17 protein-coding genes are annotated in these 21858 nt (G+C 72.7%); 6 read left to right on the forward strand and 11 right to left on the reverse strand.

The genetic code is table 11. The annotated features are described in order from the left end of the window. The first annotated feature begins 33 nt into the window (after window positions 1-33). Entirely contained in the window at window positions 34-1074 is a 1041-nt protein-coding gene (locus BLW43_RS04490; protein ID WP_093249961.1) for an AbrB family transcriptional regulator, read from the forward strand. 218 nt (window positions 1075-1292) lie between these two features. Here BLW43_RS04490 and BLW43_RS04495 read toward each other — a convergent pair whose 3' ends face one another. The 8 genes from BLW43_RS04495 to BLW43_RS04530 form a co-directional block, all read right to left on the reverse strand. Then, a complete protein-coding gene (locus BLW43_RS04495; RefSeq protein WP_093249212.1) occupies window positions 1293-1970 on the reverse strand; it encodes a DnaJ domain-containing protein in 678 nt (225 codons plus the stop codon). Continuing rightward, a complete protein-coding gene (locus BLW43_RS04500; protein WP_175478760.1) occupies window positions 1967-2695 on the reverse strand; it encodes a vWA domain-containing protein in 729 nt (242 codons plus the stop codon). Before BLW43_RS04500 ends, BLW43_RS04495 begins: the two co-directional genes overlap by 4 nt. A 64-nt stretch (window positions 2696-2759) precedes the next feature. After that, window positions 2760-5240, reverse strand: coding sequence for a DNA topoisomerase (ATP-hydrolyzing) subunit B (gene gyrB, locus BLW43_RS04505; protein WP_093249214.1), 2481 nt, complete (start codon window positions 5238-5240; stop codon window positions 2760-2762). 39 nt (window positions 5241-5279) lie between these two features. Then, window positions 5280-5900 carry a LysE family translocator gene (locus BLW43_RS04510; protein ID WP_093249217.1) on the reverse strand — a complete coding sequence of 207 codons (621 nt, stop codon included), beginning with the start codon at window positions 5898-5900 and terminating at the stop codon, window positions 5280-5282. Between the two features lie 63 nt (window positions 5901-5963). Next, the gene (gene recF, locus BLW43_RS04515) at window positions 5964-7151 is read right to left on the reverse strand and encodes a DNA replication/repair protein RecF (protein WP_093249219.1); all 1188 of its coding nucleotides are present in this window, start codon (window positions 7149-7151) and stop codon (window positions 5964-5966) included. Beyond that, window positions 7148-8272, reverse strand: a complete 1125-nt coding sequence (dnaN, locus tag BLW43_RS04520; RefSeq protein WP_093249222.1) for a DNA polymerase III subunit beta — start codon at window positions 8270-8272, stop codon at window positions 7148-7150. Before dnaN ends, recF begins: the two co-directional genes overlap by 4 nt. Before the next feature lie 124 nt (window positions 8273-8396). Next, window positions 8397-9983, reverse strand: a complete 1587-nt coding sequence (locus BLW43_RS04525) for a gamma-glutamyltransferase family protein (protein ID WP_093249225.1) — start codon at window positions 9981-9983, stop codon at window positions 8397-8399. A gap of 49 nt (window positions 9984-10032) precedes the next feature. Continuing rightward, on the reverse strand, window positions 10033-10710 hold the full coding sequence (locus tag BLW43_RS04530; protein WP_093249228.1) for a class I SAM-dependent methyltransferase: 678 nt from the start codon (window positions 10708-10710) through the stop codon (window positions 10033-10035). A 50-nt stretch (window positions 10711-10760) separates the two neighbouring features. On the opposite strand from BLW43_RS04530, the gene BLW43_RS04535 reads away from it, so the two are divergent. Then, window positions 10761-11102: a DUF2794 domain-containing protein gene (locus tag BLW43_RS04535; RefSeq protein ID WP_093249231.1), complete on the forward strand. Its 342-nt coding sequence runs from the start codon at window positions 10761-10763 to the stop codon at window positions 11100-11102. A 44-nt stretch (window positions 11103-11146) separates the two neighbouring features. Here the strand turns inward: BLW43_RS04535 and BLW43_RS04540 are convergent, their stop codons facing one another. The 3 genes from BLW43_RS04540 to BLW43_RS04550 form a co-directional block, all read right to left on the reverse strand. Next, complete coding sequence (locus BLW43_RS04540) at window positions 11147-12739, reverse strand: bifunctional metallophosphatase/5'-nucleotidase (RefSeq protein WP_093249233.1); 1593 nt, start codon at window positions 12737-12739, stop codon at window positions 11147-11149. A gap of 87 nt (window positions 12740-12826) precedes the next feature. After that, complete coding sequence (locus BLW43_RS04545) at window positions 12827-14344, reverse strand: alanine/glycine:cation symporter family protein (protein ID WP_093249236.1); 1518 nt, start codon at window positions 14342-14344, stop codon at window positions 12827-12829. A gap of 11 nt (window positions 14345-14355) precedes the next feature. Further along, window positions 14356-14799 (reverse strand): universal stress protein, encoded by a 444-nt coding sequence (locus tag BLW43_RS04550; protein ID WP_175478770.1) that lies wholly within the window; start codon window positions 14797-14799, stop codon window positions 14356-14358. Between the two features lie 206 nt (window positions 14800-15005). Here BLW43_RS04550 and xylB point away from each other — a divergent pair, with 206 nt between their 5' ends. From xylB to recA, 4 genes are all read left to right on the forward strand, one after another. Further along, window positions 15006-16481: a xylulokinase gene (xylB, locus tag BLW43_RS04555; RefSeq protein WP_093249241.1), complete on the forward strand. Its 1476-nt coding sequence runs from the start codon at window positions 15006-15008 to the stop codon at window positions 16479-16481. 512 nt (window positions 16482-16993) lie between these two features. Next, window positions 16994-18163, forward strand: a complete 1170-nt coding sequence (locus tag BLW43_RS04560; RefSeq protein ID WP_093249244.1) for an RsmB/NOP family class I SAM-dependent RNA methyltransferase — start codon at window positions 16994-16996, stop codon at window positions 18161-18163. Window positions 18164-18313: 150 nt separating this feature from the next. Further along, the gene (locus BLW43_RS04565) at window positions 18314-20413 is read left to right on the forward strand and encodes an ATP-binding protein (RefSeq protein ID WP_245730933.1); all 2100 of its coding nucleotides are present in this window, start codon (window positions 18314-18316) and stop codon (window positions 20411-20413) included. Between the two features lie 116 nt (window positions 20414-20529). Further along, on the forward strand, window positions 20530-21597 hold the full coding sequence (recA, locus tag BLW43_RS04570) for a recombinase RecA (RefSeq protein ID WP_093249246.1): 1068 nt from the start codon (window positions 20530-20532) through the stop codon (window positions 21595-21597). Window positions 21598-21858 lie beyond the last annotated feature (261 nt).

Here is a 21858-nt window from a genome sequence, read left to right on the forward strand (position 1 = left end):
GCAAGGGGTGAGGCCGCCGGGCGGCGGGACGGCCTGCGCCGGCAGCTGCTGACCTGCGCCTGCGGCGCCGCGGGGGTCGCTGTCTTCTGGGCCGCCGGCGTGCCGCTGCCGTTCCTGTTCGGCCCGCTCGTCGCCTGCCTTCTCGCCGCGCTCGCCGGCGTCCCGGTCGCGGGGACGGGCAGGCTCGGCAAGGTCACGCGGACGATCCTCGGCGTCGCCATCGGCGCCTCGATCACCCCGGAGGTGATGGACCGCGTGCCGCAGATGGCCGCCTCGCTGGCGCTGGTTCCGCTCTTTCTCGCGCTGATCGCGCTCATCGGCGTGCCGTTCTTCCGCCGCGTCTATGGCCTCGACCTGCCGACGGCGTGGTATGCGGCGATGCCCGGCGGCCTGCAGGAGATGGTGCTCTTCGGGCAGGAGGCCGGCGGAAACGTGCGCGTGCTCTCCCTCATCCACGCCACGCGCCTGCTTGTCATCGTCGTCGCCGCCCCGCTGATCATGACGCAGGGCTTCGGCGCGAACCTCGACAGCCCGGTGGGCGACCCGGCCGCGACGCTGCCGCCGCACGAGATGGCGATCATGGCATTCGCGGCGATCGCCGGCTGGAAGGGCGGGGAGCGCATCGGCCTGTTCGGCGCCCCGATCCTCGGGCCGATGATCCTCGCCGCGGCGCTGTCGCTGTCGGGCGTCCTCCACTATCGGCCGCCCGCCGAGGCGATCCTCATGGCGCAGTTCTTCATCGGCGTGGGTCTCGGGGCCGGCTATGTCGGGGTGACGCTCGCCGAGGTCCGCCGCGATGTCGTCGCAGGGCTGCTCTTCACCGCGATGGTCGCAAGTCTCGCCGCGCTCTTCGCCGAGATCGTGATTCTGCTGGGGCTTGCGCCGCAGGTGGACGCGTTCCTCGCCTTCGCCCCGGCGGGGCAGGCCGAGATGGCGGTGCTCGCCATCGTGGCGGGGGCCGATCTTGGTTATGTGGTGGTGCATCACCTGACGCGCATATTCCTCATCATCACCGGTGCGCCGATTCTCGCGCGCCTGATCGGGGTCGGGCGCAGCCGACCCGGCGGACCCTAGAGCGGCCTGCGAGCTGGCCGGATCGGTCGGCCACAGGGAAACGGCGACACGGCGACAGCATGGCGCGGCAGAGCCGACGCAGTCAGGTCGAACCCCGCCCAGGGCCGCGCCATGGCCCCGAGCCTGCGCGCGACCTTCCGCCGCCCAGCCGCCCCGCCACGTCAGACGGACGGCGCGTCCGCCCGCCGCAGCCGCCATTTCGCCGGCGCGCTCCGGGCTCAGCCGAGCAGGACGTCGCGCGCCGCCTGCACCCGCGCGGCGAGTTCCGCGGTGCCGCCCTGATCGGGGTGGACCTTCTTCATCAGCCGCCGATAGGCCGCCCTGACCGCCGCCTCGTCGGCCCCGTCGTCAAGGCCGAGCACGCGCAGGGCCTCGCGCCGCGACATCGCCGGCGCGTCGTCAGCGCCTGCCGCGCGGTCCTCGTCGCGCCAGCCGGGGAAACGCCAGTCGAGATAGCCCGACAGCAGCCGCAGCGAGGCGCCGTCGTCAGCGTCGATCTCCGCCGCGAGGCGCAGCAGCTCGGTGCGGTCCATGCCGGAAAGGTTGCGCCCGGCGAAGGCGCCGGCCCGCACCTCGCCGTCCATCGAGCCGTCGGCAGGGTCCAGCACCATCGCCAGCGCCGCCGTCTCGACGCGGGAGGGCGCGCCGCCGGCGCCGACCCCGCCCGCGCCGCCGCCGGCCGCGGGGCGCCTCGACATCAGGAGGCCGACGCCCGCCGCCGCCAGCGCAGCGGCGAGCGGAAGCTGGCGGGCCGCCAGCAGCAGGGCCGCGGCGGCGAGCGCCGCGACGCCGGCGCGGCGCGCCGTGCGTGGGGCCAGCGCCCCGCCATGGGCGCGCAGCAACGAGACGGCCAGCCAGGCCGCCGCGATCAGCAGCGGCGCGAGCGCCGGGCTCACCGCAGATCGCCCAGCAGCCGGCGCGACGCGCCGTCGGCCCGCGCCTCCAGCGCCTTCAGCCCGCCCGCCGCATAGGCCGCCGCCGCCCCGAGCAGCGCGCGCAGCTCCGCCGCCGCCCCCGCGTCGAACGGCGCATAGGCGCCGCCGGTGATGCGGGCGATCTCGCGGAACGCCTCGCCGGCCGCGGGGTCCGCGCCTTCCTGGAAGCAAAACGCCCTGACCCCGAGCAGCCGCAGCTCTCCGGCGCGCGCGGCGAGGTCGGCGAAAGGCTCCTCCATGCTGTCGCCGACCAGCGCCAGCGCCGCGACGGGATGCGCCCGCGCCTCCGCCCCCGCGTGGCCGAGGACGCGGCCGATCTGCGTCAGGCCGCCTTCGCAGCGGATGCGCCGCATCATCGCTGCGAGCCGGGCCGCATCCGCCGTCCACTTCGAGGCCTTCGTCTCGCCGCGGCCGCGGAAATAGACCAGCTGCACCTCAAGCCCGCCGACCTTGGCCGCGGCGTCGAACATGTCGCCCTGCAGCTCGGTCGCCAGATCCCATGTCGGCTGGCGGCTCATCGTCGCGTCGAGCGCGAAGATCAGCCGCCCGGCGCCGCCGCCCGCGCCCGAGGCGCGCAAGGCCGTCGCCCGGTCGAGGAACGCCGCGATTTCGTCCGGGCGCGCCCGCTTCTCGACGGTCCGCTCCGGTTTTCGGTCGACGCCGCGCGCGATCGGTTTCCCAGCCATGGCGCAAAGGTGGTTCGCGCGCGCCGCGCTGGCAAGGCGCGCCGCGCCGGAAGCCGCGTCGGGCTCAGATGTCGAGGTTGGCGACCGACAGGGCGTTGTCCTGGATGAACTGGCGGCGCGGCTCCACCACGTCGCCCATCAGCTTGGTGAAGACCTCGTCGGCCTCGTCCATGTGGTCGACCTTCACCTGCAGCAGGGTGCGGGCGTCCGGGTCGAGCGTCGTCTCCCAGAGCTGTTCGGGGTTCATCTCGCCTAGGCCCTTGTAGCGCTGGAGCGCGAGGCCGCGCTCGCCCTCCGCCAGCACGCTGTCGAGCAGTTCGGACGGCGCCCGCACCGGGATCGACTTGTCCCGGCGGATCAGCCGCGCGGGCGCGCCGTAGATCTCCGAAAGGCTCTCCTGATGGCCGGCGAGGCGCCGCGCCTCCGAGGAGGACGCCGCGGCGGCGTCGATGATCCGGGTCTCCTCCACGCCGCGCACCGTGCGGCGCAGCACCACGCCGCCGTCCTGCGCGGGCGCGCCGGTCCAGCCGCGCTCGGTTTCGGGCGCGACGGCGTTCAGGCGGTCTGCCACAGCCGCCGCCGCCTCCGGGGCCGGCATCCGGAACAGAAAGGCGGCCGGGCGCTCCTCGGTCTCCTCATGGGGACGGCGACGGAAGACGCCGGCGAGCGCGGCCTGCTCCAGCACGAAGCGGGGGTAGTGGGTCGGGAAGGCGGCGAGCGTCTGGCGCACGGTGCGCGCCTCCTCCACCACGCGCACGAGGTCGGCGTCGCGGATCGCCTCGCCGGAGGCCAGCTCCAGCACCGCGTCGCGCGCGCCCTCCGCAATGAGATAGTCCTCCAGTTCGCGCTGGCCCTTGAGATAGACCTCCGACTTGCCGCGCGATACTTTGTAGAGCGGCGGCTGGGCGATGTAGAGGTAGCCGCCTTCGATCAGCTGCGGCATCTGGCGGTAGAAGAAGGTCAGCAGCAGCGTGCGGATATGGGCGCCGTCCACGTCGGCGTCGGTCATGATGACGATCTTGTGGTAGCGCAGCTTGCCGACATCCACGAGGCTCTCGCCCTCGCGGTCGCGTCCGATGCCGGTGCCTAGCGCGGTGATCAGCGTGCCGATCTCGTTGTTGCTCAGCATCTTGTCGAAGCGGGCGCGCTCGACGTTCAGCACCTTGCCGCGCAGCGGCAGCACCGCCTGATAGGCGCGGTTGCGGCCCTGCTTGGCCGAGCCGCCGGCGCTGTCGCCCTCCACCAGCAGCAGTTCCGACTTCGACGGATCCTTCTCCTGACAGTCGGCGAGCTTGCCGGGCAGCGAGGCGACCGTGTCCATCGCGCTCTTGCGGATGGTCTCGCGGGCGCGGCGGGCGGCCTCGCGGGCCAGCGCCGCCTGCATCACCTTGTCCATCACGGTGCGGGCGGGCTTGGGGTTTTCCTCGAACCATTCGCCGAGCTTCTCGTAGATCAGGCTCTCGACGACGGGGCGGACCTCGGAGGACACCAGCTTGTCCTTGGTCTGGCTGGAGAATTTCGGGTCAGGCACCTTGACGCTCAGCACGCAGGTCAGCCCCTCGCGCGCGTCGTCGCCGGAGAAGGCCACCTTCTCGCGCTTGGCGAAGCCCGAGGAGGTCGCATAGCCGTTCACCGCCCGCGTCAGCGCGCCGCGGAAGCCCGCGAGGTGGGTGCCGCCGTCCTTCTGGGGGATGTTGTTGGTGAAGCACAGCGTGTTCTCGTGGAAGCTGTCGTTCCACCAGAGCGCGGCCTCCACCGCGACCCCGTCGCGCTCGCCGCGCACCATGATCGGCTTGTCGAGCATCGCGGCCTTGGAGCGGTCGAGGTGGCGCACGAAGGCCTCCACGCCGCCGTCGTAGAGCATCGTCTCCTCGCGGTGCTCGGCGCCGCGCTCGTCGCGCAGCACGATCCGCACGCCGGAGTTGAGGAAGGCGAGCTCGCGCAGCCGGTGCTCCAGCGTACGGAAATCGTAGTCGATGTGGCTGAAGGTGCCGAGCGAGGCGAGGAAGCGCACCTCGGTGCCCTTGCGGCCCTCCGCCTCGCCGGTGACGCTGACGGGCTTCACCGTGAAGCCGCCCTCGAAACGGGCGTAGTGCGCGCGGCCGTCGCGCCAGATGCGCAGCTCCAGCCAGTCGCTGAGCGCGTTGACCACCGAGACGCCGACGCCGTGCAGGCCGCCCGAAACCTTGTAGCTGTTCTGGTTGAACTTGCCGCCGGCGTGGAGCTGGGTCATCACCACTTCCGCCGCAGAGACGCCCTCCTCGTCGTGGATGGCCGTGGGGATGCCGCGGCCGTTGTCGGAGACCGACACCGAGCCGTCGGCGTGCAGCGTGACGCGCACGAGGTCGGCGTGGCCGGCCAGCGCCTCGTCGATGGCGTTGTCCACCACTTCGTAGACCATGTGGTGCAGGCCGGAGCCGTCGTCGGTGTCGCCGATGTACATGCCCGGCCGCTTGCGCACGGCCTCGAGCCCGCGCAGCACCTTGATGCTGTCTGCGCCATATTCCGGCTGGCCCTGCTCGGGCTGGTCAGGCGTGTCGGTCATGGAGGCGTCCGTCCTTCGGTTTCTGGCCGCGCGGGCCGCTCAGCTGGCGGCTATGGCGACGCCGGCGGCGCCCAGGACGCCCCCGGAGAGCTTGTTGATCCGCGCGGCGGCGCCGGCGGAGGTGACGGCGCGGCCGGCCCGCGCGGCGAGCGCCGCCCAGACCAGGCCGCCGCCGACGCAGATCGAGACGATCACGGCGAGGATCGCCGCCGCGTCGGCCGTCGTCAGCCGCGCGGCGTCGAAGAAGCCGGGAAAGATGGCGAGGTAGAACAGCATCGCCTTGGGGTTGCCGAGATTGACCACCGCGCCCTGGGTGAAGGCGCGGGCGAGGTCGCCGCGGCTGGGGCGCCCGAGCCGGTCCGGCGCGGCCGCCGGCGCGGTGAGCAGCCGCCATCCCAGCCAGATCAGCCACGCCGCGCCCAGATACTTGATGATGATAACGCCGGTCTCGAACCAGACCGACAGCGCCGCCAACCCGAAGATCGCCGCCAAGGCGAAGGCGACGTCGCCGAGCACCGCGCCCACCGCCATCGCCGCGCCGGGAAGGAAGCCGAACGCGACCGAGCGCGCCACGATCGCGGCGGCCACCGGCCCGGGCGAGGCGATGGCCAGGGCGAAGGCTGCGGCGAACAGTCCGAGCTGCGCGAGCGTCACGGTCATGCGGCGGCGACCGACAGACCGGCATGCGCCGGGAAGCGGCGGCCGAGGCGGGCGGGGGCGGCGTCAGGCATCGCAGGGCTCCAGCACGGAGCCGTCCGGCCCGTCCGACATGGCGAAGCGCTGCGCCCGCCCGCCCAGCGCGTCGAAAAGACCGGGCTCCGCCGCTGTCATCCAAGCCTGCGCGCCAAGCGCGTCGATCTCGTCGTAGAGCGCGGCGCGGCGGTCGGGGTCGAGATGGGCGGCCACCTCGTCGAGCAGCAGGATCGGCGCGGCGCCGGCGGTCGCGTCCGCCGCGAGCGCGCGCGCATTGGCCAGCGTCAGCGAGATGAGCAGCGCCTTCTGCTCGCCGGTCGAGCACAGCCGCGCGTCCACGCCCTTCGGCGCGAACACCGCGGAGAGGTCGGCCCGGTGCGGGCCGGTCAGCGCGCGGCCGGCGGCGGCGTCCTCGCGTCGCGAACGGGCGAGCGCCGCGCGGAAATCATCCATGGCGCCAGAGGCTTGCGCCCCATCGCCCGGCGCGGCCCGCGCGCCCTTCTCCAAGCCAGATCCCATGCCGCCGACAATAGCGATTTCGGCCAGAGGGAACAATGTCTTGGCGTTCTCGAAGGCGCCCCGCAGCCGCGCGGCCGCGGCGTCGCGCGCTCGGGCGACCGCCAGACCGTGCTCCGCCATCCGCGCCTCCAGCGCGTCGAGCCAGCGCGGATCGTTCGGGCCGTCGCGCAGCAGGCGGTTGCGCTCGCGCATGGCGCGCTCATAGGCGAGCGAGGCCTCGGCGTGGCCGGGGAAGAAGCTCAGCGCGGCGCGGTCGAGCCAGCGCCGCCGGCCCTCGGGCCCCTCGATCCAGAGGCGGTCCATCGCCGGGGTCAGCCACAGCATCGGCGCGACTTCCCCCAGCGCCGTCTGCGTCTCGGCCTTGTCGTCGATCTCGACGCGGCGCCGGCCCTCGGGCTCTCCGGTCAGAGCGACGGCGCGCGCGCCCCGGGGCGTCGCAACCTCCGCGCGCACCCGCCAGCCCGCGCCGACGCCGGATCGGGCCAGCTCCTCCGCCTTCGCGCGGCGCAGGCCGCGGCCCGGCGAGAGCAGCGAGACCGCCTCCAGCAGGTTGGTCTTGCCCGACCCGTTCGGCCCGTGCAGCGCCACCGGCCGACCGTCGAGCGCCAGTCGCGTCTGCGCATGGCTGCGGAACTGCGAGACCGCGAGCCGCGAGACGAAAAGCGTTGCGCGGCCGTTCGGGGGGAGCGGCTCGCTCACACCCGCATGGGCATCACGACGTAGATGGCGCTGTGGTCCTCGCCCTCGCGCACCAGCGTCGGCGCGCCGCTGTCGGCGAAGCAGAACACCGCGTCCTCGGCGTCGATCTGGTCGGCGATCTCCAGCAGATACTTGGCGTTGAAGCCGATCTCCAGCGGCTCGGCGGGGTAGGCGACCTCGACCTCGTCGGTCGCCGAGCCGCTGTCGGGGCTCGTCACCGTCAGCACCAGCCGGTCCTCGGTCAGCGCGAGCTTGACGGCGCGAGACCGCTCCGCCGAGACGGTGGCGACGCGGTCCACCGCCTTCTTGAACACGCCGGGATCGACCCGCATCTCGTTGGGGTTGTTCTGCGGGATGACGCGCGTGTAGTCGGGGAACGCGCCGTCGATCACCTTGGAGGTGAGCACGAGGTCGCCCACGGCGAATCGGATCTTGGTGGGCGAGACCGAGACCTGCACCTCCGCCTCGCCGACCTCCAGCATCCGGCGCAGCTCGCCCACGGTCTTGCGCGGCACGATGACGTCGGGCGCGCCGACGGCGCCTTCGGGGGCGGCGGCGTCGACGCAGGCGAGGCGGTGGCCGTCGGTCGCCACGGCGCGCAGCCGCGGCTCGGCGCCGTTGGCGGCGGCGGGCGTATGGAGATAGACGCCGTTCAGGTAGTAGCGCGTCTCCTCGGTCGAGATCGCGAAGGCGGTCTTGTCGAACAGCCGGCGCAGCGTCGCCGCGGGCAGGGCGTAGCTGGCGTCGTAGCTGCTGTCCGCCATCACCGGAAAATCCTCCCGCGGCAGGGTCGGGAGCGTGAAGCGCGAGCGGCCGGCGGAGACGTCGAGCCGCCCGGCCGTCCCGTCGTAGCTCAGCGTCACCATCGCGCCGTCGGGCAGCTTGCGCACGATGTCGTGCAGGGTGTGCGCGGGCGCCGTGGCGGCACCGGCGCGCTCCACCATCGCCGGCGCGGTCTCGGCGATCTCGATGTCGAGGTCCGTGGCGCGCAGCCGCACCTCGGCGCCCTCGGCCTCGATCAGGACGTTGGCGAGAATCGGGATGGTGGTGCGCCGTTCGACGACGCCCTGCGCGCGGCTGGTCGCCTTGAGGAGCGCGGCGCGCTCGACGCTGATCTTCATGGTCGCACCACTTTCTCGGCGCGCAGAGGAGCCCTGCGCAAGTTCGGGGGTCGCCACCATAAACCGACGCGGCCCCGCGTCAATTTCCGCCTGTCGCAGCGCAGCGAAAAACCCCGCCGCCAGATCAGTAGCCGAGCGCCACGCCGTCCTTGCGCGGGTCGGAGCCGCCGATCAGCACGCCCCGCTCGTGGTCGATCTCGATCGCCTGCGCGCCGCCGAGCGCGCCCTCGCGGCGGCGCACGTCATGGCCCATGTCGCGCAGGGCGGTCGCCGCGGCCTCGCCGTAGCCGTTCTCCAGCATCAGCGCGCCGTCCTCGTGGAAGCTGCGCGGGCCGTCGATGGCCTCCTGCGGGTCCATCCCGAAATCGACCATGTTGGTGAGGATGCGGACATGGCCGGTCGGCTGGTACTGGCCGCCCATCACGCCGAACGGCATCGCGACGCGCCCCCCGCGCCTGAGCATCGCGGGTATGATCGTGTGCAGAGGCCGCTTGCCGGGCGCCAGCTCGTTGGGGTGGCCGGCCTCCAGCGTGAAGCCGGCGCCGCGGTTCTGGAAGTTGATCCCGAACTTCGAGGAGGCGAGGCCCGAGCCGAAATCGTGGAAGATCGAGTAGATCAGCGACACCGCCATGCGGTCGCGGTCGACGACGGTGATGTAGATCGTGTCCTTGTGGACAGCGCCGGTCGCGGCGCGCACGTCCGGCATCGCCCGGTCGGGGTCGATGAGCGCCGCCAGCGCCGCAATCTTGGCGTCGCCGAGCATCGGCTCCAGACCGTCCGGCATGTGGTCGGCGTCGGCGACGAAGCGGTTGCGGGCGTCATAGGCGATGCGGGCGGCCTCCGCCTCCAGATGCGCCCGCTGCGCGCCGAAAGGGTCGAGCGCGGCGATGTCGAAGCCCTCCAGCAGCTTCGCCATCAGCAGCGCCGTGACGCCGTGGCCGTTGGGCGGCAGCTCGACCAGCTCCACGCCGCGATAATCCGCCGAGACCGGCTCGACATAGTCGGCGCTTGCGCTGGCGAAGTCCTCGGCCTCATGCAGGCCGCCGAGCGCGCGCAGGCTCGCGACCATGTCCTCGGCGACCTCGCCCTCGTAGAAGCCCTTGGCGCCGTCCTTCGCGATGCGGCGCAGCACCTCCGCCTGACCCGGCGCGCGGAACATGTCGCCGGCGCGCGGCGCGGCGCCGCCGATCAGGTAGAAGTCGCGCGCGGCGCCGGAGAGGCCCTCGGTCGAGCGCGCCCAGTCCAGCGCCACGCGCGGCGCCACCGGCACGCCGGCCTCGGCGTAGGCGATGGCGGGCGCGAGCGTGTCGGCGAGGCTCCAGCGCCCGTGGTCCGCCGAGAGCTGCGCGAAGCCGGCGATGGCGCCGGGCACGGTCACGGCGAGCGCGGAGCGGACGGGAATGCTCTCGAAACCCTGCGCGCGCACGGTCTGCGCGGTCATCGCCTTCGGCGCGCGGCCCGAGGCGTTGAGGCCGATCAGCCTGTCCTCGCCCGCGGGCTTGACGATGGCGAAGCAGTCGCCGCCTATGCCGGTCATCTGCGGCTCGCACAGGCCCAGCGTCACGGCCGCGGCGATGGCGGCGTCCACCGCGTTGCCGCCGCGCTTCAGCACATCGACGGCGATGCCCGAGGCGAGCGGATGCGAGGTCGCGCACATGCCGTTCTCGGCGTAGGCGGTGGAACGGCCGGGGAGGTGGAAGTCGCGGGGCATGGGGCGCGGGCTCCGGAAGGCTTTGCAGGGCTGCGAGCCTCCGCTTAAGTCAATCGCGCGGGATGCGCCAGACTGTCGCGCAGCGCGCGGCGCGATCTTCCAGCGCGGGCGGCGTCGGCACGACATGGGCGGCGACGCGCTCCAGCCCCGCCGTCGGCAGGAAGCCGCGCGCCGCGTCCGCCAGCAGCACCTCCGCCCCGGCCGCCGCCGCGTCGCGCAGCCAGTCGAGGATGCGCAGCGACGCGGCGCGCTCGTAGAACACGTCGGCGGCGAGGATCACGTCGAACCCGCGCGCCGGCGCCTGCGTCAGATCGCCGTGCAGCGCCGAGACGCGCGCGCCGTTCAGCGCGGCGTTCATCGCGCAGGCCTCCAGCGCGGCGGGGTCGAGGTCGTTGGCGACCACCTCCGCCGCGCCGGCGCGCGCCGCCGCGCAGGCCTCCAGCCCGCCGCCGCAGGCGAAGGCGAGCACGCGCCTGCCGGCCACCCGCGCCGGCGCGTCGAGCACCGTGCGGGCGAGCGCCTGCCCGCCGGCCCAGGGAAAGGCCCAGAACGGGGGCGCGAGGCCCTCCGCCTCCAGCGCCGCCTCCGTCATGCCCCAGATCGGCGTGATCTCGTCGGCGACGCGCATGAGCAGTTCCGGCGTCAGCGGCGGCGCGCGCGTCGCCGTCGCCCCGGCGATGAAGGCGCGCAGCCGCGCCGCGCGCGCCGCGGTCAGCGCCTCGCTCATCGCGCCTCGCGGCCCTTGCGGCCCGCCGGTCCGACGCCCATGGTGGACGCATGGAGTTCCACAGCTTCCCCGCGCCGCACGTCGACGCCGTGTCCTTCGACCGGCGCGAACTGTCGGCGATCCTCTCCGTATACGGCCGGATGGTCGCCGCCGGCGAGTGGCGCGACTACGCCATCGACGCCACGCGGGACGCCGCCGTGTTCTCGATCTTCCGCCGCACCGCCGAGCACCCGATCTACCGCGTCGAGAAGCGCCCCCGGCTCGCCCAGCGGCAGGGGGCCTATGCGGTGATCGCCATGGACGGGCACATCCTCAAGCGCGGGCGCGACCTGGCGTCGGTGCTGCGGGTGCTGGAGGCCAAGCTCATCAAGGTCGTCGCCGGGCGCGACTGAGCCGCCCGGCGCGCGCGGCGTCGTTGGGGGCGCCGCTCGGGGCCTCACTCGGCCGTCGCGATGCGGCCGTCGGTCGTCGGCGCGTAGGGGCTGTTGGCGGCGAGATAGTCCGCCAGCACCAGCTCCAGCCCCGGCCCGAAATCGTAGGGGTCGATGGCGGCGTCGCGGAACATGGCGTAGCCGTCGCCGCCGCGGCGCATGTAGTCGTTGGAGACGACGCCGTAGGTCTCCTGCGGGTCGAGCGGCTGCGGGCCCTCCGGCGTCAGCACGCTGGCCGAGACGACGCGCGAACCGGGCGCCGCCTGCGGGTTCCAGACATAGGTCATGCCCGCCACCTGCGGGAACCGCCCGGCGCCGTCCTCGACCTGGCTCAGGCCGTTCTCCAGCGCCGCAAGGATGTGGTCGCCGCGAATGCGGAAGGTCGCCAGCGTGTTCTGGAACGGCAGCACCGTGAGCACTTCGCCCATCGTGACCTCCCCGGCGTCGATGGAGGCGCGGAGGCCGCCGCCGTTCTGGATCGCGATCTGCACGCCCTGGCCGCGCACCCGGTCCAGCATCGCCTCCGCGACCAGCACGCCCATCTCGCAGACGCCGGCGCGGCAGGAGCCGCGGTCGCCGTCGACGGGCGCGGTCGTCTCCGCGACGACCTCGCTCATCAGCGCCTCGATGGGTTCGCGCATCGCCGCCACCCGCGCTGCGATGGCGGGATCGGGCGTCACCGAGGCGTCGAGGACGATGGTGTCTCCGGTCGCCGACGTCACGTCTCCGGCGTCGTCGAAGACGAGGGTGAGGTGGCCGACATATTTGGAGTAGGCCTCGGCCTGCACGATCGGCACGGCGCGACCGTCCTCGCCCGACACCGTCACGGGGTAGGGTTCCGCCCCATCGACGGTGTTGGAGAGCAGCGTGTGCGAGTGCCCGCCCACGATGGCGTCGATCCCCGGAACCTGCGCGGCGATCTCCATGTCCTTGCGCAGGCCGACATGGGTGAGCGCGATGATCTTGTCACGGCCCTCGGCGCGCAGCCGCTCGACCGTCTCGGTCAGCGCCGCCACCTCGTCGCGGAACGGGATCCTGGGGCCGGGCGAGGAGGTCTCGGGCGTATCGGCGGCGACGGCGGAGACGATGGCGACGGTCTCGCCGCCGACCTCCAGCAGGACGTAAGGCGCGACGCGCCCCGCCAGCCCCGGCTCGGCCGAGACGTCGATGTTGCCGGAGACGACGGGGAAGCTCACCCGGTCGAGGAACGCGGCCAGACCCGCCGGCCCGTCGTCGAACTCGTGGTTGCCGAGCGCCATGGCGTCGAAGCCGATGGTCGCCATGAACTCGGCCTCCGCCGCGCCCTTGTAGGTCGTGTAGAAGAGCGAGCCCTGGAACTGGTCGCCAGCGTCGAGCATCAGCACGGGCTGGCCGGCGAGCGCGGCGCGCAGCTCGGCGATCTTGGCCGCGACCCGCGCGACGCCGCCGAAGCAGTCGCCCTTGGCGTCGGTCTCCGCGTCGCAGGTCGAGCCGAATTTCGTGATCGGCTCGATGCGGCTGTGCAGGTCATTGATGTGGAGAATGTGCAGTGTGAACTCCGCCCGCGCGGCGCCGGAGAAGGCGGCGAGGGCGGCGGCGATGAGGCAGGCGCGGCGCATGGCGGGCTCCCTGAACGAGACGACGCCCCGGATGGTCTCCGGGGCGTCGCGAAAATCAAGCCGCCAGTTGTGCCGATGGCGGCGGGATCAGTTGAACTTGCGGATCTGCCCGCCCTTCAGCCGGCTGAGATAGCTGTCGAGTTCGTCGCGCACGATCGGCATAAGGAAATAGATGCCGAATATGTTGACCACCGCCATCGCGAAGATCATCGCATCCGAGAAGTCGATCACCGCGCCAAGCTGCGCCGAAGCCCCAACGACAACGAAGAAGCAGAAGATGAGCTTGAAGATCAGCTCGCTCGTGTAGCCCTCTCCGAACAGATAGGTCCACGCCTTCACGCCGTAGTAGCTCCAGGTGATCATCGTCGAGAAGGCGAACAGCACCACCGCGATGGCAAGGACGTAGGGGAACCACGAGATCGCGCTGCCGAAGGCCGCCGATGTCAGCTCGACGCCGCCGAGGCCGGTCTGGTCGAGATACATGCCGGTGATGACGATGACGAGCGCGGTCATGGTGCAGATCACGACCGTGTCGATGAACGGCTCCAGCAGGGAGACGAAGCCCTCGGTGATCGGCTCCTTGGTGCGCACGGCGGAGTGCGCGATGGCCGCGGAGCCGACGCCGGCCTCGTTGGAGAACGCCGCCCGGCGGAACCCCTGGATCAGCGCGCCGACGACGCCGCCGGTCGCGCCGGCCCCGGTGAACGCCCCGTCGAAGATGGCGCCGAAGGCCGCGCCGATCTGGTCGTAGTTGATGATGATGATGATCAGCGCCGCGCCGCAGTAGATCGCGGCCATGAACGGCACGATCTTCTCGGTGACGTTGGCGATGGACTTGATCCCGCCGATGATCACCGCGAACACCACCGCCGCCATCACGAGCCCGGTGATCCAGCCCGCGCCATTCAGGAACGAGGCGTCGCCGCCGGTGATGTTCACCAGCTGCGCATGCGCCTGGTTGGCCTGGAACATGTTCCCGCCGCCGAGCGCGCCGCCGATGCAGAAGATTGCGAACAGCACGGCAAGCGGCTTGCCGAGCGCCGCGTAGCCCCGTTCGGGAAGGGCTTTCGAAAGATAGTACATCGGCCCGCCGGAAACTGTGCCGTCAGCGTATTCGTTGCGATACTTCACGCCGAGCGTGCACTCGACGAATTTCGACGCCATGCCCATCAGCCCGGCGAGGATCATCCAGAACGTCGCGCCGGGGCCGCCGATGCTGACGGCCACGGCGACGCCCGCGATGTTGCCGAGACCGACCGTGCCCGAGAGCGCCGCCGTCAGGGCCTGGAAGTGGCTGACCTCGCCGGCGTCGTTGGGGTCGGAGTAGTCGCCGCGCACCAGCGCGATGGCGTGGCCGAAGGCGCGGAACTGGATGAAGCCGTAATAGAGCGTGAAGATCGTCGCGGCGACCACGAGCCACAGCACGATCCACGGAAACGCCGTGCCTGGCAGCGGCGCGAAGATGAAGCTGACGAAGGGCCCGGTGGCCGCCGCGAAGGCTGCGTTCACCTGCTGGTCGACGGTCATCGCGGCGTCGGCGGCGTCCTGCGCCGCGGCCGGCGCGGCGGCGACGGCCGCCAGGGCGGCGGGATACAAGGCTTTCATGCGCGCGGCCCTCACTTCTCGGAGACGGGAACGACGGTGACGGGCACGCTGGCGTGCATCACCAGATTGGCGGCGACCGACCCGAAGATGCGGCTCTTGAGCCCGCTCGCGGAGGTGCGTGCGATCACCACGCCGACGGCCCCGGCCTTACGGGCCTCCTCGTCGAGGATGTCGGCGGCGTCGCCATGGCGCACCGTCCCTTCGGCGGAGACGCCGTGGCTCCTGAGCGAGGCGAGGGCGGGGTCGATCACGCGCTCATGGGCGATGGCGATCTCCTCCTCGCGGCGCTTGTGGCGCGCCGCGTTCTCCTCCGGTGTCTGGAAGCTGAACGGCGACCACTCGATCACATAGACGAGCTTGAGCGCCCCCCCGGCGCCGACCATCCTGCGGGCATGCTCCACGGCCTTCTCGCCTCCCGGCGAGCCGTCCAGCCCGACAATGAGAACTGTCACGATACACCCCCTCCAATTGTCATGAAAACAAAACCTAACCATCAAACTCCTGCGGCGCGAGAATAATTTAACCATGTTCTCGGCATCAGCCCAGTTTTAAGGCGGTCGCTGCGCACGATCGCGGCCGCGCCGCGGGTTGGCGCAAGCGGGTCGTCCGGGCGACGAACGCGCCGCGAGACGACTGGAGGGCTGACGGGAGGGCTGACGCGATGGCGACCTATCTGGGGATCGATCTGGGCACCTCGGCGCTGAAGGCGCTGCTCGTCGACGAGGCGGGCGCCGCCTTGGCGCAGGAGAGCGCGGCGCTCACGGTTCAGCGTCCGCGGCCGGGCTGGTCGGAGCAGGCGCCCGACGCGTGGATCGCGGCGTGCATGGCGGCGCTGGATGCGCTGGCCGCCCGGGCGCCCGCGGCGATGGCGGCGGTGCGGGGCGTCGGCCTCTCCGGCCAGATGCACGGCGCGACGCTGCTGGGCGCGGACGACCGCCCCCTGCGGCCGTGCATGCTCTGGAACGACGGCCGCGCCGAGGCGCACTGCGCCGAACTGGAGGCGGCGGCCGACTTCCGCGGCCTCGCGGGCAACGCGGTGATGGCCGGCTTCACCGCGCCGAAGGTGGCCTGGGTGCGCGCCCATGAGCCCGAGGTCTTCGCGCGCATCGCCCGCGTGCTGCTGCCGAAGGACTATCTCCGCCTCGCGCTCACCGGCGAGGCGGTTTCGGACCCCTCCGACGCGGCCGGGACGCTGTGGCTGGACGTCGGCGCGCGGACGTGGAGCCCGGCGCTGCTCGCCGCCTGCGGGCTCGACGAAGCCGCGACGCCGCGTCTGGTGGAGGGCAGCGCGGTGTCGGGGCGCCTCCGCCCCGCCCTCGCGGCGCGCTGGGGCATGGCGCAGGCCCCGGTCGTCGCCGGGGGCGCCGGCGACAACGCGGCGTCGGCCTGCGGCGTGGGCGCGGTGCGCCCGGGAGAGGGCTTCGTCTCGCTCGGCACGTCGGGAGTGCTGTTTCTCGCCACCGCGGGCTTCGCGCCGAACCCCGCCCGCGGCGTGCACGCCTTCTGCCACGCCGGGCCCGGCCTCTGGCACCAGATGGGGGTGATCCTCTCCGCCGCCGACAGCCTCTCATGGCTCGCGCGCGCGCTGGGCCGCCCGCCCGAGGCGGTCGCCGCCATGGCGGCGCAGGCCGACCCCGCGACGGCGCCGCTGTTCCTGCCCTATCTCTCGGGCGAGCGCACGCCCCACGCCGACGCCGGCCTTCGCGGCGCGTTCGTCGGGCTGGACCACGCCGCCGGGCCCGAGGCGCTGGCGCGCTCGGTGATGGAGGGGGTCGCCTTCGCCCTCGCCGACTGCGCCGAGGCGCTGGACGGTGGGGCGGCCGGGGCGGTGGCCGGGAGGCCGGCGAGGGCGCCGTCCGGGCCGCTGCACGCCGTCGGCGGCGGCGCCCGCTCGGACCTGTGGCTGCGGATGATCGCCGACGCGACCGGGCTGACGCTGGCCCGGCCGCAGGGCGCCGAGGCCGGCGCGGCGCTCGGCGCGGCGCGGCTCGGCCTCTGCGCCGCCGAAGGCGAGGCGCTTCAGGCCGTCTGCGCGCCAGCCCCGGCCGCGGAGGTGGTCGAACCCGGCCCCGGCGCGGACCTTGCCGCCGAGCGGCTCGCCCGCTGGCGGGCGGCCCTGCCGGCCTCCAGCTTCTAGAGGCGCGGCGAAGGGAAAGGGAGCCACGTTGCGCGGCCGTACTCCGTGACGACGCAAGACGATGAGGGGAGCGGCGCCGGCCGACGCCGCGGCGCAGCCGTCAGGGACGCGAACCGTCGACTGCTTCGGCCGTTGCGCCCAAGACGCGCCGTCGCCCTTCCCTCGGCCACCCGCCCGTCCTCGCAGCGGGTCCGGCGTCCGGGCGCGCGCCTCGCGGCGGGTCGAGCTCTGCAGGATTGCGCCGGGTCCGGCGGCGACGGCGGTCGCCCGGCGCGCCTTCCGCCACGTCGATCGGAGGTTTTCAACGCAGACCTATTGCGCAAGCCGCGCCTCCGTGTTTGCCTGTACTGGCTCCAACTGAACGGTCGGCGACGCCGCCGCGATTTCGGGAGCGCCCTTCAGGAGACCTCCATGCTGCGACCAGTCCTGCGGAGCCCGCGTCGATCGCCCTGGCGCCGCCCGGTTTCACCCCGCGCCGCCGAGCGCGCGATCCCGAGACCCCGCCCGGAAGCATGACGCCCCCCGCCAGGATGGCGGCGGCCATCGAGGCGCTGGAGGCCGTGGAGCGGTCGGACGCGCCCGCGGAGCGGGTGCTCGCCGCCTGGGGGCGCGCCAACCGATACGCCGGCTCGAAGGACCGCGCTGCGGTGGCCGACCGCGTGTTCGACTGCCTGCGCCGGCGCCGGTCGCTTGCGTGGCCGCTGCGCGCAGACACGGCGCGCGCCGCGGTGATCGGTTCCGTGCTGGCGGAGGGCGGCGACCCGGCCGCTTTGTTCACCGGGCAGGGCCATGCGCCGGCGGCGCTTACCGCCGACGAGTTCGCGGCGCTGGCCGAGCCGCCCCCGCCCCCGCCCGATCCCGTGAGGCTCGACTATCCCGACTGGCTGGACGCGCCGCTGCGCGAGGGGCTCGGCGCCTCGTTCGAGGCCTCGCTGCTCGCGATGCGGACGCGGGCGCCCGTCGACATGCGCGTGAACACGCTGCGGGCGGATGTCGACGCCGCCCGGCGCAGGCTTTCGGCGGACGGGGTGGAGACCTCGCCCGGACCGTTCCCCGAACTCGCGCCGCATTGTCTGAGAGCGGCGCCCGGCGCGCCGGTGGCGCGGGGGCGGGCCTACGCCGACGGGCTCGTGGAGTTGCAGGACGCCGCCAGCCAGGCTGTCGCCGCCTTCGCCGCGGCGCGTCCGGGCGAGGCGGTGCTCGATTTCTGCGCGGGCGGCGGCGGCAAGACCCTTGCGCTCGCCGCCGACATGGGCGGGCCCGCCGCGCCCGGAAGGCTGATCGCCCATGACGCCGCGCCGAGACGCATGGCGGATCTGCCGGCGCGTCTCGCCCGCGCGGGCGCGCGCGCCGATCTTGTCGCGCCGGAACGGTTGGCGGCCCTTGGCGGTCGCTGCGATCTGGTGTTCGTCGATGCGCCATGTTCAGGGTCCGGAGCCTGGCGCCGCGACCCGGCGGCGAAATGGCGGCTGACGCCGGAGAAGCTTGCGCGCCTGTGCGCCCTTCAGGCCGACGTGCTCGAGGCGGCGCGGGCCTGCCTGCGGCGAGGGGGAAGGCTGGTGTACGCCACCTGCTCGGTTCTGCCGCAGGAGAACGCCGGACGCTTCACGGGCGACGCACGACGCGTGCTGCTGCCGGCGGACGGAGCGGACGGCTTCTACGCCGCGCTCGCGCAGTTCTGAAGCGCGCTCCCTTCGGCGCCCGGCCGAGCGCCTCGCGGGCTCGGTCAACGCCGCGGCTTGCAGGGCCCGAAGGCGTCGGCGATGTTTGTATTTGCACCGGGCGCGTGCAAACCTGCCTCCAGCAATCCGCGAAGGGCGCGCTTGGAAGGCATGACGCAGCACTACGTCGCCACCGCGGTGGTCGCCGCCGCCCCATCGGCCGCGCCCGACCGCCGCGCCGCCCACGGCGCGTCGGCGCAACGCGCCCTGCCGGCGATCGCCTTCGCCATGTTCGCGACGGTCTCTGCGGCGCTGGCCGTGTTCGCCGCCGTCGAGAGCGGCGGCGTCGCGGCAGGTTCGGCGGCGCTCGGAGCGGTCGGCGTCGCCGCGGCGGCGTGCTGGGTCGCCGTCCGTCGGCAGCGCGGGCCGGCGTCTTCGGCGCGGCGCGCCGCGCGCGCTTTCGAGGCGTTCTTCGGCACGGCGCCGGAGCCCGCCGCCCTCACCGACGCCGATGGCTGGCTGATCGCCGCCAACGCCGCGGCGGGCGGACATGATGCGCCTGCCCCGGACCGCGGGCCCGTCGCGGCTCTTCTGAGCGGCCATGTCGACGATCCCGCAGCCGTCGTCTATCGCATGCTGAGCGCCGCGGCCGCTTCGGGCGTTGCGGAGGAGGTCGCCACGGGGCCGAAGGGGCCTGTCATCGTCGGCGCGCGCTCCATGCGCGACGGCGCCGTGTTGTGGACGATCGCCCGAGCCGCGGCGCCGGCGCGGCTTTCCTCCGGAGCCGACCTTGTTCTGGAGTCGCTGCCCATCGCCGTGGCCCGCCTCAGCATCGACGGCGTGGTGCTCTCGGCCAACGCCGCGGCGCGGATGCTGCTCGGCGGAGCGATGCGCCCCGGCGTGGCGCTGGCGGACGTGATCGAGGGGCTCGGCCGGCCCATGTCGGTCCGCATCGCCGAGGCGGAGCGCGGCGACAGCAGCGGCCGACCGGAGATCGCGCGCGGCGAGGCGGACGGGCGCGAGGTCTTCGCGCAGGTCTCGCTCACCCGCACCGAAATCGACGGCGGCGCGTTCCTCTTCGCCGTCATGGCGGATGCTACCGAGCTCAAGACCCTCGAGGCCCAGTTCGTGCAGAGCCAGAAGATGCAGGCGGTCGGCCAGCTCGCCGGCGGCGTGGCGCACGACTTCAACAACCTGCTCACCGCGATCGCCGGGCATACCGACCTGATGCTCCAGCGCCATGAGCATGGCGATCTTGACTACGCCGATCTCACCCAGGTCCGGCAGAACGCCAATCGCGCCGCCGGCCTCGTGCGCCAGCTTCTGGCGTTCAGCCGCAAGCAGACGCTGCGCCCGACGGTGGTCAACCTCGTCGACACGCTGACCGAGACGAGCCACCTGCTCAACCGCCTGCTGGGCGAGCGCGTGCGCCTCGCCATCACCCACGCCGAGAACCTCGGGCTGGTCAAGGTGGACGAGCGGCAGTTCGAGCAGGTCGTCATGAACCTCGCCGTGAACGCGCGGGACGCCATGCCCAACGGCGGCTCGGTCTCCATCGTCACGTCGAACGCGCGGATCGACGCCGAACAGCGCCACGGCCGCGCCGTCGTGCCGAAGGGCGACTACGTCCTGATCGAGATCGTGGACGAGGGCACCGGCATCCCCACCGACAAGATCGACCAGATCTTCGAGCCGTTCTTCACGACGAAGCGCGCCGGCGAGGGAACCGGCCTCGGCCTCTCGACCGTCTACGGCATCGTCAAGCAGACCGGCGGCTTCATCTTCGCGCGCAACCGCGTCGAGGGCGGCGCCGCCTTCTCGATCTACCTGCCGCGCTACTACCCCGCTCAGGGCGAGGTCGCGCCCGCCGTGGCCCCCATCGCGCAGCCGGCCGACCTGACCGGCCGCGGCGTGGTGATGCTGATCGAGGACGAGACGCCGGTGCGCGCCTTCGCGGCCCGCGCCCTGAAGCTGCGGGGCTATCAGGTCGTCGAGGCCGCCTCGGGCGAGGAGGCGCTGGAGATCCTCGCCGACCCCGACCTCGCCATCGACGTCATCGTCTCCGACGTCGTCATGCCCGGCATGGACGGCCCCGCCTGCGTGTTGGAGGCGCGCAAGATGCGGCCCGACGTGAAGGTGGTGTTCGTCTCCGGCTACGCCGAGGACTCCCTGCGCCGCAGCATCGACGGCGTGGGCGAGTGCATGTTCCTGCCCAAGCCCTTCTCCCTGAACGAACTCACCGCGAAGGTGAAGGAGTGCGTCTCCTCTTGAGCCGTCAGAATCGTGTTGTGTTCGCCGGATGTTCTGATAGAACGTCAAGGGAACACGGGCGCAGGTCGATCAATGGGGCGGTTTTCGCGCCGTTGCCATGGCAGGGGAAATCCGCGATGACGCAGGATGTGCTGAACCTTCTCGAAAGGCGCGACATGGACAAGCAGAAGGCGCTGGACTCCGCGCTGGCGCAGATCGAGCGGGCCTTCGGCAAGGGCTCGATCATGCGGCTCGGGGCCAACGACCCGGCGATGGACATCGAGGCGGTCTCCACCGGTTCGCTCGGGCTCGACATCGCGCTCGGCATCGGCGGCCTGCCCAAGGGGCGGATCATCGAGATTTACGGCCCCGAAAGCTCCGGCAAGACCACGCTGGCGCTGCATGTGATCGCGGAGGAGCAGAAGAAGGGCGGCATCTGCGCCTTCGTCGACGCCGAGCATGCGCTCGACCCGGTCTATGCGCGCAAGCTCGGCGTAAAGGTGGACGATCTGCTGATATCGCAGCCCGACGCCGGCGAGCAGGCGCTCGAGATCACCGACACGCTGGTGCGCTCCGGCGCCGTCTCCGTGATCGTGGTCGATTCGGTCGCGGCGCTGACGCCGCGCGCCGAGCTCGAAGGCGACATGGGCGACGCCACGGTAGGCGCCCAGGCCAGGCTGATGAGCCAGGCGATGCGCAAGCTCACCGCCTCGATCAGCCGCTCAAAGTGCATGGTCATCTTCATCAACCAGATCCGCATGAAGATCGGCGTGATGTTCGGCAGCCCAGAGACCACGACCGGCGGCAACGCGCTGAAGTTCTACGCCTCGGTGCGGCTCGACATCCGCCGTATCGGCGCGATCAAGGATCGTGACGAGGTCGTGGGCAACAGCACCCGCGTCAAGGTGGTCAAGAACAAGGTCGCCGCGCCGTTCCGGCAGGTCGAGTTCGACATCATGTACGGCGAAGGCATCTCGAAACTGGGCGAGTTGATCGACCTTGGCGTGAAGGCTGGCGTCGTCGAGAAGTCTGGCTCCTGGTTCTCCTTCGCGGACCAGCGCATCGGCCAGGGCCGCGAGAACGCCAAGACCTTCCTGCGAGAGCATCCCGAGGTGGCGCTCGCCATCGAGGACAAGGTGCGCGCCGCCCACGGGCTGGACTTCGCGATGATGGCGGGAGACGACGAGGCCGTGGTCGAGGACTGAGGCGGTCGCGCATCTTCCTGAGCCCCCGGTTCCGGGGCTCAGGGGGCGGATCGCGCCCGACCCGGCGCCCCTCCCGGCCCCTGCGGACCGGCCGCAGGCAAAGGGCTGCGGTAGAGCGCGGGAGCGGTCCGGGCGCCAGCACCGGGGCGGCTCCGCGGGCCGCCCGTCGAGTCGATCCGCCTTTGGCGCCCCGCGTGGACAGAGCGGCGGCGCCGGGCTAGACGTCGCGACGGCGCGCTGGCCGCCGCGCCGTGCTGGAGC

It is taken from the genome of Rubrimonas cliftonensis (assembly GCF_900107585.1).
In the GTDB taxonomy this organism is placed as follows: Bacteria; Pseudomonadota; Alphaproteobacteria; order Rhodobacterales; family Rhodobacteraceae; genus Rubrimonas; species Rubrimonas cliftonensis.

Coding starts and splice junctions, on each gene's coding strand:
- BLW43_RS04500 (WP_175478760.1), bottom strand. CDS start 2,695: ATGGCTGGGAAACCGATCGCGCGCGGCGTCGACCGAAAACCGGAGCGG.
- gyrB (WP_093249214.1), bottom strand. CDS start 5,240: ATGACCGACACGCCTGACCAGCCCGAGCAGGGCCAGCCGGAATATGGC.
- BLW43_RS04510 (WP_093249217.1), bottom strand. CDS start 5,900: ATGACCGTGACGCTCGCGCAGCTCGGACTGTTCGCCGCAGCCTTCGCC.
- dnaN (WP_093249222.1), bottom strand. CDS start 8,272: ATGAAGATCAGCGTCGAGCGCGCCGCGCTCCTCAAGGCGACCAGCCGC.
- BLW43_RS04525 (WP_093249225.1), bottom strand. CDS start 9,983: ATGCCCCGCGACTTCCACCTCCCCGGCCGTTCCACCGCCTACGCCGAG.
- BLW43_RS04530 (WP_093249228.1), bottom strand. CDS start 10,710: ATGAGCGAGGCGCTGACCGCGGCGCGCGCGGCGCGGCTGCGCGCCTTC.
- BLW43_RS04535 (WP_093249231.1), top strand. CDS start 10,761: ATGGAGTTCCACAGCTTCCCCGCGCCGCACGTCGACGCCGTGTCCTTC.
- BLW43_RS04540 (WP_093249233.1), bottom strand. CDS start 12,739: ATGCGCCGCGCCTGCCTCATCGCCGCCGCCCTCGCCGCCTTCTCCGGC.
- BLW43_RS04545 (WP_093249236.1), bottom strand. CDS start 14,344: ATGAAAGCCTTGTATCCCGCCGCCCTGGCGGCCGTCGCCGCCGCGCCG.
- xylB (WP_093249241.1), top strand. CDS start 15,006: ATGGCGACCTATCTGGGGATCGATCTGGGCACCTCGGCGCTGAAGGCG.
- BLW43_RS04560 (WP_093249244.1), top strand. CDS start 16,994: ATGACGCCCCCCGCCAGGATGGCGGCGGCCATCGAGGCGCTGGAGGCC.
- BLW43_RS04565 (WP_245730933.1), top strand. CDS start 18,314: ATGACGCAGCACTACGTCGCCACCGCGGTGGTCGCCGCCGCCCCATCG.
- recA (WP_093249246.1), top strand. CDS start 20,530: ATGACGCAGGATGTGCTGAACCTTCTCGAAAGGCGCGACATGGACAAG.